Annotated in this window: 12 protein-coding genes; 7 read left to right on the top strand and 5 right to left on the bottom strand. The window is 74.8% G+C overall.

Annotated features, from left to right (window positions below; all coding sequences use genetic code 11):
• The first annotated feature begins 4 nt into the window (after positions 1-4).
• From VKK44_RS11105 to VKK44_RS11095, 3 genes are all read left to right on the top strand, one after another.
• Positions 5-1279 (top strand): lysine N(6)-hydroxylase/L-ornithine N(5)-oxygenase family protein, encoded by a 1275-nt coding sequence (locus VKK44_RS11105; RefSeq protein WP_343446829.1) that lies wholly within the window; start codon positions 5-7, stop codon positions 1277-1279.
• Between the two features lie 509 nt (positions 1280-1788).
• Positions 1789-2358, top strand: coding sequence for a GNAT family N-acetyltransferase (locus VKK44_RS11100; RefSeq protein WP_343447741.1), 570 nt, complete (start codon positions 1789-1791; stop codon positions 2356-2358).
• Positions 2355-4133, top strand: coding sequence for an IucA/IucC family protein (locus VKK44_RS11095; protein WP_343446828.1), 1779 nt, complete (start codon positions 2355-2357; stop codon positions 4131-4133). Before VKK44_RS11100 ends, VKK44_RS11095 begins: the two co-directional genes overlap by 4 nt.
• Positions 4134-4292: 159 nt before the next feature.
• Here the strand turns inward: VKK44_RS11095 and VKK44_RS11090 are convergent, their stop codons facing one another.
• The gene (locus tag VKK44_RS11090; protein WP_343446827.1) at positions 4293-4907 is read right to left on the bottom strand and encodes an ABC transporter ATP-binding protein; all 615 of its coding nucleotides are present in this window, start codon (positions 4905-4907) and stop codon (positions 4293-4295) included.
• A gap of 301 nt (positions 4908-5208) precedes the next feature.
• On the opposite strand from VKK44_RS11090, the gene VKK44_RS11085 reads away from it, so the two are divergent.
• On the top strand, positions 5209-6135 hold the full coding sequence (locus VKK44_RS11085; protein ID WP_343446826.1) for a nucleotidyltransferase family protein: 927 nt from the start codon (positions 5209-5211) through the stop codon (positions 6133-6135).
• Complete coding sequence (locus tag VKK44_RS11080) at positions 6128-6535, top strand: lasso peptide biosynthesis B2 protein (protein ID WP_343446825.1); 408 nt, start codon at positions 6128-6130, stop codon at positions 6533-6535. The genes VKK44_RS11085 and VKK44_RS11080 overlap by 8 nt, the downstream gene beginning before the upstream one ends.
• A gap of 7 nt (positions 6536-6542) precedes the next feature.
• On the opposite strand, the gene VKK44_RS11075 is transcribed toward VKK44_RS11080, so the two are convergent.
• From VKK44_RS11075 to VKK44_RS11065, 3 genes are read right to left on the bottom strand one after another with little or no spacing between them, the layout of a single operon-like run.
• Positions 6543-6824, bottom strand: a complete 282-nt coding sequence (locus VKK44_RS11075; RefSeq protein ID WP_343446824.1) for a PqqD family protein — start codon at positions 6822-6824, stop codon at positions 6543-6545.
• Positions 6821-7954, bottom strand: coding sequence for an asparagine synthase-related protein (locus VKK44_RS11070; protein WP_343446823.1), 1134 nt, complete (start codon positions 7952-7954; stop codon positions 6821-6823). Before VKK44_RS11070 ends, VKK44_RS11075 begins: the two co-directional genes overlap by 4 nt.
• Positions 7947-8813, bottom strand: a complete 867-nt coding sequence (locus tag VKK44_RS11065; RefSeq protein WP_343446822.1) for an ABC transporter permease — start codon at positions 8811-8813, stop codon at positions 7947-7949. The genes VKK44_RS11070 and VKK44_RS11065 overlap by 8 nt, the downstream gene beginning before the upstream one ends.
• Positions 8814-9425: 612 nt before the next feature.
• On the opposite strand from VKK44_RS11065, the gene VKK44_RS11060 reads away from it, so the two are divergent.
• On the top strand, positions 9426-10394 hold the full coding sequence (locus VKK44_RS11060) for an AraC family transcriptional regulator (protein ID WP_343446821.1): 969 nt from the start codon (positions 9426-9428) through the stop codon (positions 10392-10394).
• Between the two features lie 79 nt (positions 10395-10473).
• A complete protein-coding gene (locus VKK44_RS11055; protein WP_343446820.1) occupies positions 10474-11118 on the top strand; it encodes a cupin domain-containing protein in 645 nt (214 codons plus the stop codon).
• Here VKK44_RS11055 and VKK44_RS11050 read toward each other — a convergent pair.
• A complete protein-coding gene (locus VKK44_RS11050; RefSeq protein ID WP_343446819.1) occupies positions 11088-11993 on the bottom strand; it encodes a siderophore-interacting protein in 906 nt (301 codons plus the stop codon). The genes VKK44_RS11055 and VKK44_RS11050 overlap by 31 nt on opposite strands.
• Between the last annotated feature and the right edge of the window lie 12 nt (positions 11994-12005).

Here is a 12005-nt window from a genome sequence, read left to right as displayed (position 1 = left end):
AACCATGTCGACGTACGACTTCATCGCTGTCGGGCTGGGCCCGTACAACCTCGGTCTGGCCTGTCTCACCGCGCCGATCGACGACCTGGACGGGCTGTTCCTGGAGGCCCGCGACGGCGTCGACTGGCATCCCGGGATGCTGCTCGAATCGGCCCGGTTGCAGACGCCGTTCCTGGCCGACCTGGTCACGCTCGCGGACCCGACCTCGCCGTACTCGTTCCTGAGCTATCTCAAGGAGATCGGCCGGCTCTACCCGTTCTACATCCGGGAGAGCTTCTTCCCGCTGCGCGCCGAGTACAGCGCCTACTGCCGCTGGGCCGCCGGCAAGCTGGCGAACCTGCGCTTCCGGCACACCGTCACCCGGGTCGAGTACGACGGGACCGACGACCGCTACGTGGTGCACGCCGACACGCCGGACGGACCGGTCACCCACCGCGCCCGGCACCTGGTGCTGGGCACCGGCACCCCGCCGCACCTGCCGCCGGCGTGCCAGGGCCTGGGCGGCGACCTGATCCACAACTCGCGCTACCGGGAGCACCGGGCGGCGCTGCGGGCCAAACGCAGCATCACTATCGTCGGCAGCGGCCAGAGCGCCGCCGAGATCTACCACGACCTGCTCGGCGACATCGACACGTACGGCTACCAGCTCACCTGGGTGACCCGCTCGCCGCGGTTCTTCCCCCTGGAATACACGAAGCTGACGCTGGAGATGACGTCACCGGACTACGTGGACTACTTCCACGCGCTGCCGGAGGAGACCCGCTACCGGCTGGAGGCCGCGCAGAAGCCGCTGTTCAAGGGCGTCAACGCCGACCTGATCAACGACATCTACGACACGCTCTACGCCAAGAGCCTGACCGGCCCGGCCCCGACCCGGCTGCTCACCAACACCGAACTGGTCGACGCCGCGTACGCCGACGGGCGTTACCGGCTCGGGCTGCGCCACACCGAGCAGGACCGCGCGTTCACCCTGGACACCGACGGTCTGGTGCTGGCCACCGGCTACCGCCACCGGGTGCCGGAGTTCCTCGCGCCGGTGCGCGACCGGCTCCGCTTCGACACGCACGGCCGCCTCGACGTGGCCCGCAACTACAGCGTCGACCGCACCGGCCGGGGCGTGTTCCTCCAGAACGGCGGCACCCACACGCACAGCATCACGTCACCCGACCTGGGCATGGGCGCGTACCGCAACTCGTGGATCATCCGGGAGCTGACCGGCCGGGAGCACTACCCGATCGAGAAGGCCATCGCGTTCCAGGAGTTCGGGGTGCCGGCATGAGCGAACGCACCGAGCGCAGCGAGGGCCGTGAGCGCATGCCCAGCCGACACAGCATGAGCGAATGCACCGAGCGCAGCGAGGGCCGTGAGCGCATGCCCAGCCGACACAGCATGAGCGAATGCACCGAGCGCAGCGAGGGCCGTGAGCGCATGCCCAGCCGGCACAGCATGAGCGAATGCACCGAGCGCAGCGAGGGCCGTGAGCGCATGCCCAGCCGGCACAGCATGAGCGAATGCACCGAGCGCAGCGAGGGCCGTGAGCGCATGCCCAGCCGGCACAGCATGAGCGAATGCACCGAGCGCAGCGAGGGCCGTGAGCGCATGCCCAGCCGGCACAGCATGAGCGAATGCACCGAGCGCAGCGAGGGCCGTGAGCGCATGCCCAGCCGGCACAGCATGAGCGAATGCACCGAGCGCAGCGAGGGCCGTGAGCGCATGCCCAGCCGGCACAGCATGAGCGAATGCACCGAGCGCAGCGAGGGCCGTGAGCGCATGCCCAGCCGGCACAGCATGAGCGTGTTCACGCGGATCGACGCGCGGCTCGGCCTGTTCGCGCTGCGCCCGCTGGACCCGGACGCCGACGCGCCGCTGCTGCACCGCTGGGTCACCCACCCGAAGGCGGCGTTCTGGCTGATGGGCGACGCCGACGTGGCCGCCGTGGCGCGGGAGTACCGGCGGATCGCCGCCCACCCGCACCACGACGCGTACCTCGGGTCCTGGCGTGGCCGGCCCGCGTTCCTGGCCGAACGGTACGACCCGGCCCGGGTGGAGCTGGTCGGCCTCTACCAGCCGGAGCCCGGCGACGTCGGCATGCACTTCCTCTGCGCGCCCACCGACACGCCCGCGCACGGCTTCACCCGCGCCGTCATCACCACGGTTCTGGCGTGGCTCTTCGCCGACCCGGCCACCCGCCGGGTGGTGGTGGAGCCGGACGTCCGCAACCACGCCGTGCACGCGCTCAACGCCGCCGTCGGCTTCACCGTCGTCGGCGAGATCCGCAAGCCGGAGAAGGACGCGCTGCTCAGCGTCGTCACCCGGGACCAGTTCCGCGACGCCACCGAAGGAGACCAGCCGGCGTGAACCCGATCGCATCCGTCGACCACCTGACCCCCGAGACGTGGGCGACCGCCAACCGGTTGCTGGTCCGCAAGGCGCTCGCCGAGTTCGCCCACGAGCGCCTGATCACCCCCGAGCCGGCCGGCGACGGGTGGTGGACCGTGCGCGGCGACGACGGCACGGTGGAGTACCGGTTCGCCGCCGAGGTGCTCGCGCTGGACCACTGGCAGGTCGACGCCGCCAGCATCACCCGGCACCGCGACGGCCGGGAGCTGCCACCCGACGCGGTCGACCTCTGCCTGGAGCTGCGCGGCGCGCTCGGGCTCACCGACGCGGTCCTGCCGGTCTACCTGGAGGAGATCACCTCCACGCTCGCGGGCACCGCGTACAAGCTGGGCCGACCGGCGGTCACCGCCGCCGAGCTGGCCGCCGCCGACTTCCAGACCGTCGAGACCGGCATGACCGAGGGACACCCGTGCTTCGTGGCCAACAACGGGCGGCTCGGCTTCGGCGTCCACGAGCATCACCGGTACGCCCCGGAGGCCGCCGCCCCCCTCCGGCTGCTCTGGCTCGCCGCGCACCGCGACCACACCACGTTCACCAGCGCCGACGACCTGGACTACGACACGCTGGTCCGGGCCGAGCTGGGCGCGGAGACGCTCGCCCGGTTCGCCGCCACGCTGACCGGGCTCGGCCTCGACCCGGCCGACTACCTGCTCATCCCGGTGCACCCGTGGCAGTGGTGGCACCGGCTCGCCGTCACGTTCGCCGGTGAGGTGGCCGAGCGTCGGCTGGTCTGCCTCGGCGAAGGGCCGGACGACCACCTGGCCCAGCAGTCCGTCCGGACCTTCTTCAACGTCACCGACCCGACGAAGCACTACGTGAAGACCGCGCTGTCGGTGCTGAACATGGGCTTCCTGCGCGGGCTCTCGGCCGCGTACATGGCGGCGACGCCGGCCATCAACGACTGGCTGGCCGCGCTGATCGCCGGCGATCCGGTGTTCGCCCGCGCCGGGCTGACCATCCTGCGGGAGCGGGCCGCGATCGGCTACCGGCACCGGCAGTACGAGGCGGCGACCGCGCCCGGGTCGCCGTACCGGAAGATGCTGGCCGCGCTCTGGCGGGAGAGCCCGGTGCCCGGCCTGGCCCCGGGCCGTCGGCTGGCCACCATGGCGTCGCTGCTGCACGCCGACCGGGAGGGCCGCCCGCTGGCCGGCGCGCTGATCGCGACCTCCGGGCTGACGCCGGCGCGGTGGCTGCGCCGCTACCTGGACGCCTACCTGGTGCCGCTGCTGCACAGCCTCTACGCCTACGACCTGGCGTTCATGCCGCACGGCGAGAACGTCATCCTGGTGCTGCACGACGGCGCGGTGGAGCGGGTGGTGTTCAAGGACATCGCCGAGGAGATCGTGGTCATGGACCCGGACGCCGACCTGCCGGAGCGGGTCCGCCGGGTGCGGGCGAGGGTCCCCGACGAGGAGAAGATCCTGGCCATCTTCACCGACGTGTTCGACTGCTTCCTGCGACACCTGAGCGCCACCCTGCACACCGCGGGCGTGCTGGACCAGGACGACTTCTGGCGCACGGTCGCCGAGTGTGCCACCGGGTACGCCGAGACGGTGCCGCACCTGGCCGAGCGGATGCGGCGGCACGACCTGTTCGCGCCGGAGTTCCCGCTGTCCTGCCTCAACCGGCTCCAGCTCCGGAACAACCAGCAGATGGTGGACCTGACCGACCCGTCCGCCGCGCTCCAGTTCGCCGGCCCGCTGACCAACCCGATCGCCCGCTTCGCTGGGTAGACCCGAGAGCTTGGTAAGGAGCGTCCCCGGGCGGTTGCGTCGCCGTGTTCGTCGATCCGGTAGCCGCCATCACGTTTGTCGTGGGCACCTCGGTCGCCCGTCCGCGCGAGCAGAGGTCCGAGAACGCCCGCGACCATCACCGGACGAGGGCGGGGCGGGTCAGCGGTGGACCGGCATGGCCAGGGAACGGTCGCAGTGGGACCGGTCCTCGGGCAGGTGGGAGGCGAGCACGACCGTCGACTCCGGGCGGCGGTCCAGCGCGGCCCAGAACAGCGCCCGCGCCTGTGCGTCGAGGGAGCGGCCGGGCTCGTCCAGCAGGACCACCGGCGGGTCGCCGAGCAGGGCGCGGGCGACGCTGACCCGGGCCCGCATGCCGGCCGAGCAGCGGTTCGCCGACTCCCGGGCGTACCCGGTGATGGCGAACTCCTCCTCGACCCGGGCGACCGCCTCGGCGGCCCGGCGGGTGGGCAGGCGCATCCGGGCCACCAGCATCAGGTTGGCGTGCGCGGAGAGCCCGCCGCAGAGCGTCTGCTCCGGGGCGAGCGCGACGCCGACCAGGCGGCGGGCGGCGGCGGAGCCGGCCGGGTGGCCGGCGACGGCGGCCCGGCCACGGCTCAGCGTGAGGACGCCGGCCAGGCAGCGCAGCAGCGTGGTCTTGCCCGCGCCGTTGCCGCCGGTGAGCAGCAGCCGGGTGCCGGGCGCGACCTCCAGATCGAGGCCCGAGAAGATCGCGCGCCGTCCGAAGGCGCGCCCGGCGTCGTCCAGTCGCAGCATGACCCGTCGATCCTAGCGAGCCGCGCCCGGGTGAGACCCGCGAACGGGTCGCGCGCCGGGACCCGGCGGCAGGGACCGGTACGGAAACCGCACGGGCCGGCCGGATAGCGACGGCCGGCCGCACCGGGGGCACTCCGGGCAGCGGGAAGTGGTATATCGGAGATAGCCCACTGTCGATTAATGTGAATCCGACTCGGAAGGCGCGTTCGATGTCACCGCTGCTCCGTCCCCGCGACCGGACCGCACTGGACACCACCCCGGCGGCTCCTGGACACCACCCCGTGTCCGTCGGGGCGCCGCGGTGACCGCCACCGCCGGCCTCGCGGTGCGCTGCCTCGCCCTGGACGCCCTGGCGACGGCCACCAGCGATCTGCTGCGCCGCCACGGCGTCGACTGCCTGCTGCTCAAGGGCGCCGGCCTGGCCCGCCGGCTCGGCGTCGACCGGGTCTACGGCGACGTGGACCTGCTCGTCGCGCCGGCGACCCTCACCGCCGCGCGGGCCGCCCTGCACGCCGCCGGCTACCACCCGACGCTGCCGCCCGAGCCGTACGACGTCGCGGCGCCCTGGCACGAACAGCCCTTCACCGCGCCCGGCACGCTGCCGCTGACCGTGGACCTGCACCGCGGCTTCGCCGGCGTCGGCGATTCGGACGCGCTGTGGCGGTCGCTGCGCGGCACGGCGGAGCCGCTCGACCTGGCCGGCGGGCGGGTCCTCGTCCCCGACGAGGCCGGCGCCGCGCTGCTGGCCGCACTGCACGCCGCCTGCCCGGGGGACAGCGACAAACCCGCGTTCGACCTGGACCGCGCGCTGGCGGTGCTGCCGCCGCCCGCCTGGGCCGCGGCCGGTCGACTGGCCACGCGCTGCGACGCCGTCCCGGCGTTCACCGTCGGAATGCGGCTGCGGCCGGCCGGCGCGGTGGTCGCCGACCGGCTCGGTCTGTCGGCCGCCGCCGAGCCGGCGTCGATGTGGCTCGCCGCCCGCCGGGCCACCCCCACCACGGTCGGGCTGGCCGGCGCGGTGGAACTGCCCGGCCCGTGGCTGCGCCGGCTGCGCCTGCTCGGCCGGCTGGCGCTGCCGCCACCGGCGTACCTCCGGCAGGCCGACCCGGCGGCCCGCGGCGGCCGGTGGCACCTGGCGCGGGCGTACGCCCGCCGGACCTGCCGGCACGTCCGGTGGCTGCCCCGGGGGGTGCGGGAACTGCGGACCGCGCGGCGACGTCATGGCTGACCCGGTACGCGCGCTGCACGCCCTGGCCGGGGTGACCCGCCGGCACGGGCCACTCGGCCTGGCGCTGGTGGCGTGGACGCTGCTGGCCTGCCGACGGGTCCGCCGGCAACTCGCCCGTGGCGGGCTGGACGCGGTGCGCCTGCCCGCGCCGCCGCCCGGCGGCACCGACGCGCTGGTCCGGCGCGCGCTGCGCCGCGGCGGCGGCAACTGCCTGGAGAGCGCGCTGGTGCGCCAGCGCTTCCTCGCCCGGCGGCGGGTGCTGCGGACCGTGGTGATCGGGGTCAGCGCGCCGGACGCCGGCTTCCACGCCCACGCCTGGCTCGACGGCGACCCGGACCCGCACCGGCACGAGCTGGCGGAGATCCTGCGCCGGCCCGTCCCGCCCGCCTGGCTGCCCTGACCAAGGGTCAGACCCGTTCGAGCAGCCCGGCGGCCTCCAGGTCGGCCAGGAACGACCGCACGTCGGCAACGGCCCGCTCCCGCTCCACCTCGGCCTGCCCGACCAGCACCTCGGCCAGTTGGGCGGTGGTGGCGCCGGCCACCAGGTACGGCCACAGCGAGGTGGCGGCGCGGTCCAGCGCGAAGTAGACGGACTGCCCGATGTCCAGCAGCACCGTCTCGTCGCCGGTGGTCCGCCACGCGACCCGGTCGCCGCGGACCCGGTACAACACGGACGGTTCGCTCGTCATCTCGGCGCCTCCAGATCGGGTCGTCCCTCGCTGGCCGACAGGCCGGCCAGCCACACCTGCTGCACCAACGCCGCGGTCCGCGAGTCGAACCGCCAACGCGACCACTCCCGGCGCAGCGCCGCGACGTCGACCAGCGAGTCGTCGACGCCGCTGCCGTCCCAGGCACGTACCAGCTCGCGGGTGGCCGACCGGAGGAACACCTCGTCGAAGGCGGCCTTGCGACGCGGCGCGATGATCACCGGGGGCAACGCGGCGTCGGCGATCGCCACGAGCAACTCCGGTCGCGACGGGGACCGCAGCCGGCCGTGGCGGGTCGCGAGCGCGGCGGCGAACCGCTCGTCCAGCAGCGGCGTCACGGCCAGCACGTCGTGGTCGGCGGCGATCGCGGCCAGACCGATCCGGCGCATGGTGAGGTCCCGGCGGCGCAGGTGCCAGGCGATCCGTGCGGCCAGCCGGCGCGGCTCGGCGCGCTGCTCGGCGGCGAACGCGCGCCGCGCCTGCCGGGTCACCTCCGGGCGCAGCCAGGGCAACGGATCCGGTGGGCGGCGTCGCAGGCCGGCCCGGAGCCGGCCCAGTCGGCCCCGCAGCGGGCCGGGACGCCGCCGCCAGCCGGCGAGGATCTGGTCCCCGCCGACGCCGGTGAGCAACGCGCCGCCACGGGCCAGCTCCACGAGCGGCAGGTGCAGGTGCCGGTTCGGCGGGTGCACCTGCCCGTACCGGGTCAGCAGCCGCCGGGCGACCGGCCCGACCAGGTCCAGGTCGTCGCCGGCCTGGAGGATCTGCCACTGCCGGGTCAGGTCCAGCTCCGCGATGATCCTGGCCTGCCAGGGCGTCTCCTGGGCGCGGGCCGCGTCGGTGAACCGCCAGGTGACCGGCACCGGGTCGGGCAGCCCTTCCCGCCGCGCCACCCGGGTGGCGATGGCCAGCACCAGCGAGGAGTCCAGGCCGCCGGAGAAGCTGACCAGGCAGGGCGGCCGGCGCAGCGCCGGCAGCACGGCCCGTTCCAGGGCCACCAACGGCGGCAGCGCCGGGCCGGACCGGGCGGCCGGGGCCGACGCGGCCGGGTCCAGGCCCAGCACGATGCCGTACGCCACGTCGCGACCGGTGGGACGCGGGATGAGGTCAGTCACGGGTGAGCACCCCTCTGCGTCGGGCCAGCCACAGCGCGCGGTCGAAGATCCAGGCGGAGAGCGGCAGCAGCACCGCGGTGACGCCGGCGAGCGTCCCGGCGGCCGGGCGCCAGTCACCGCCGGCGAGCGCGGCCCGCAACCCGTCCAGCGCGACCCGGGTCGGCAGCACCGCGCACACCGGGTGCAGGACGCCGGGCAGCGCCGAGGTCGGGAAGTAGGTGCCGGACAGGAACGACAGCGCCACCACCGCCAACCGGGCCGCCGGGTCGCCGTAGCCGACCGCCACGGTGAGGCCCATCAGCGCCATCCCGAACGGCAGCGCGCCCAGCGCGGCGAGGACGAGCATCACCGCCGCTGCGGGCCAGGACGTGTCGGTGACGCGCAGGCCGAGGACGCCGGCCAGCAGGCCCAGGTAGAGGCCGGCGCGCAGCAGCGCGAACCCGAACGGGTACGCGACCAGCCCCAGCGCGAGCGACCAGCCCGGCACCGGCTGCGCCGCCCACAGCTCCAGCAGCCCGTCCCGTTGCTCGGCGGCCACCCGCGTGACCACCTGCACGATGGCGGACTGGAGCACCAGCAGGAACACGATGCCCACCGCCACGAAGTCGAAGTAGCCGCCCGGGCCGGTGAAACCGGCGCCCGGGTGCGGGACGAGCACCCGGGACACGAACAGGAAGACCAGCAAATTCAGCACGCCGAACACCAGGTCCAGCAGGAACGGCATGCGCAGTCCGCGGCGTCCGGTCAGGTCCCGGCGCAGCAGCGCCGCCACCGCGCGCCCGGCGACCCGCCAGCGGGACGGCACGCCGCCGGCAGCCGGAGTGCCGGGTACGGCGACCGGCGCCTCGACGCCCCTCATCCGCACCTCCTCCGGTGTGCCCACCCGACCGGTCCGCGACCGCGCGGGGACCGGCCGACCGGGGTCGGCATCGTCGCCTGACTCCGACCGGCCGGCCGTCTGTCGCCGGGCCGGGGACAACGGCTCGGACAGGCAGACGGTAGAGCCGGGGACCGGCACCGGCCGGGACGCCCGAACAGTCAGCTACCCGACAATTTCGCTTGACGCGTTCCGTAACCACATCGTCGTCATCTTCCGGATCGGACGGCCTCCGACCGGGTAAGTCGAGTGTGGAGCCGATGACTTGTTGCCGGCCGGTGAACCGGTCCGGCGCATCGCGTCGCGCCGGTGTTCGCTAATCGACCAGCGAATTGCGGAAAGCGGACTGACGGGTTCCTCCGGCGTGTCGCACCCGAACCGAACCGTCCGTGTCGAACCGTTGCCGCCCGGCAAGTGATCCGTTCATCCAGGCGTACGAGCCCCGGACCGGCGCAGTGGGAGGTGGCACGTGACCGGGCAGCGGACAGGCCGACCGGGCAGACCGGAGTCGGCCGACAACGACGTGGCGGCCAACCCCCACCCCGGCGACACGCCGCGCGCGGCGGAAGTGACGGCGCCGACGGAGCGGGATCGGTGACGGACGACCGTCCGGCACGGCGGTTCGAGCTGTCCACCCGGGACCCGGACGTCGCCCGTCGGGCCATCACCGAGGTGTGCGGCGAGCACAACCCACACTTCCGGGGCACCCGACGCGACTTCCACTTCGCGTGGCGGGGCGTGCAGGCCGGTCCGCTCGGCCTCACCCGGGCCGCGCACTCCATGGACGCCCGGACGGAAGCCGGGCCGTACCCCGACTTCCTGGCCCTGCACGTGGTCCGGGGCCGGTTCCGGTTCGTCGACGGTGACGAGGAGCTGCTGATGCCGGCCGGCGGCGTCGGCCGGTATCCGCTGCGCCGGTCGGTGCTGTACTGGACCGACTCGGTGGCCACCACGGTCCGGCTGCCGATGGGGCTGGTGACGCGCGTCGCGGCCAGCCGGGTGGAGGCGGCCCCGCACACGTTCCGTTTCCTCGGTCTCGCGCCGGTGTCGCCGGCCATGGCCCGGGCCTGGGCGCACCTGTCGGCGTTCCTGTACGGGATGTCCGCCACCGGCGACGACGGCCTCGACCAGCCGCTGGTCCAGGCGACGCTGGCCGACCTGACCGCCACCACCGCGCTCACCGTCTTCCCGAACACCACCATGACCGTCGGCTACGTGCCACAGCCCCGCCGGGTCGCGCCCCCGGTCGTCCGACGCGCGCAGGCGTACCTGGACGAGCACGCCGCCGAGCCGGTCACCGTGGCCGAGGTCGCCGCCGCCTGCGGCGTCGGACCACGCGGACTCCAGGCCGCCTTCCAACGGCACCTCGGGTACAGCCCGCTCACCTACCTCCGCCAGGTCCGTCTCGCCCGCGCCCACCGCGACCTGCTCACCGCCGACCCAACCGGCGGCGAGACGGTCGCCGGCATCGCCCGCCGCTGGGGCTGGACCAGCCCCGGCCGCTTCGCCGCCGCCTACCGCGACATGTACGGGCGGCAACCGCGCGAGACGCTGCGCGAGTGACCGGGACGACCCGTTGCGGATCGGAGGCTCACGCGTTCATACCGGAAGGAGTTCCCCGACCGGACGGAGACACGGTCCCATGACGACCGGAACGGGCACGGCGGTGCGACGGTACGAACTGGTGACCGGGGACCCGGATCTCGCCCACCACACCATCGCCCAGGCGTACGCCGAACACCGGCCACGCTTCGCCGGCTCCCGGCGCGGTTTCCGCTTCGCGCTGCGCACCGTGCAGGACGGGCCGCTCGGGCTGGACCGGATCGTGCACTCGATGGACGCCCGGGCCCGCACCGGGCCGTACCCCGACTTCATGACCGTGCACGTGCTGCGCGGCCGGTTCCGGTTCACCGACGGCGACGAGGAGTGGCTGGCCCCGGCCGGCGCGGTCGCCCGCTACCCGCAGCGCCCGTCGGTGCTGGGTTGGACGGACGTGGTCGGCACCATGATCCGGCTGCCGCACCAGCAGGTGGCGCACGTCGCGACGACCCGGACGGAGACCACGGCGGCGAACTTCCGGTTCCTCGGCCTCGCGGGCACGGGCCTGGCTGGACGAGCACGCCGCCGAGCCGGGCGGGGCCGAGACGGTCGCCGGCATCGCCCGCCGCTGGGGCTGGACCAGCCCCGGCCGCTTCGCCGCCGCCTACCGCGACGCGTACGGCCGGCCACCGCACGAGACGCTGCGTGGGTGACCGGTCAGGACTCGGCCCGACCGGCCCGCCAGTAGCCCATGAACGCCACCGCCCGGCGGTCGAGCCCACGGTCGGTGACCAGGTGCCGGCGCAGGCCCCGGATCACCGCCGCCTCCCCGGCCAGCCAGGCGTAGAGCGCGGCGCCGTCGGGCCGGTCCGGCACCTCCCAGAGCACCTCCCGGTCGACGTCCACCTCGACCGGCGGCGGGCCGGCCGGCGACCCGGTCGGCGTCGGCAACAGCCGGGCGGCGAGGTCCGTCACGGCCGGGGTGAGCCGGCTGCCGTGCGGGGTCCCGCCCCGGGGCAGCCAGCTCACGGTCACGCCGGCCGGGACGCGGCACGGCAGCTCGTCCCCCGCCTCCGGCACCTCCACCACGGCGTGGCCGTGCGCGTCGGCCGGCAGCCGGTCCAGGATCGCGCAGATCGCCGGCGCGGCGGTCTCGTCGCCGGCCAGCAGCAGCGTCGCGCCGGCCGGCGGCCGGAACTCGACGCCGCCGTGCCCGCCCGGCCAGCCCGCGTCCGGGCCGACCAGCGCGAGCCGGTCCCCGAGCCGGGCCCGCCGCGCCCACCGGGTGGCCGGGCCGCCGTCGCCGTGCAGCGCCACGTCCACGTCGATCTCGTACGCCGCCGGGCGGGCCGCCCGGACCGTGTAGGTGCGGATCGGGCTACGCCGGTCCGCCGGCAGGTCCCGCCACCGCTGGTACCAGTCGGGCCCCTCGGGCAGCTCCGCCGCACCGCCGTCGACCAGCGGCAGCGCCAGCTTGATCCGCTGGTCGTAGCCGTTGTCGGCGAACCGGTCCAGGTCCGGTCCGGTGAACGTGACGCGCAGGAACGACGGGCCGAGCCGGCGCAACGCGCGGACCTCGACGGTGAACACGCGCCACGGCGCGGCGGCCAGGGTGCTGGTCATGGTGACTTCCTC

The sequence above is a fragment of the Micromonospora sp. DSM 45708 genome (assembly GCF_039566955.1).
Lineage (GTDB): Bacteria > Actinomycetota > Actinomycetes > Mycobacteriales > Micromonosporaceae > Micromonospora.
The sequence above is the reverse complement of the archived record's forward strand: the minus strand, read 5'-3'. Positions and strand labels throughout refer to the sequence as shown.

Excerpts from the sequence above, each read along its gene's own strand:
- VKK44_RS11105 (WP_343446829.1), top strand. The coding sequence starts at position 5 with ATGTCGACGTACGACTTCATCGCTGTCGGGCTGGGCCCGTACAACCTC.
- VKK44_RS11100 (WP_343447741.1), top strand. The coding sequence starts at position 1,789 with ATGAGCGTGTTCACGCGGATCGACGCGCGGCTCGGCCTGTTCGCGCTG.
- VKK44_RS11090 (WP_343446827.1), bottom strand. The coding sequence starts at position 4,907 with ATGCTGCGACTGGACGACGCCGGGCGCGCCTTCGGACGGCGCGCGATC.
- VKK44_RS11080 (WP_343446825.1), top strand. The coding sequence starts at position 6,128 with ATGGCTGACCCGGTACGCGCGCTGCACGCCCTGGCCGGGGTGACCCGC.
- VKK44_RS11075 (WP_343446824.1), bottom strand. The coding sequence starts at position 6,824 with ATGACGAGCGAACCGTCCGTGTTGTACCGGGTCCGCGGCGACCGGGTC.
- VKK44_RS11065 (WP_343446822.1), bottom strand. The coding sequence starts at position 8,813 with ATGAGGGGCGTCGAGGCGCCGGTCGCCGTACCCGGCACTCCGGCTGCC.
- VKK44_RS11055 (WP_343446820.1), top strand. The coding sequence starts at position 10,474 with ATGACGACCGGAACGGGCACGGCGGTGCGACGGTACGAACTGGTGACC.
- VKK44_RS11050 (WP_343446819.1), bottom strand. The coding sequence starts at position 11,993 with ATGACCAGCACCCTGGCCGCCGCGCCGTGGCGCGTGTTCACCGTCGAG.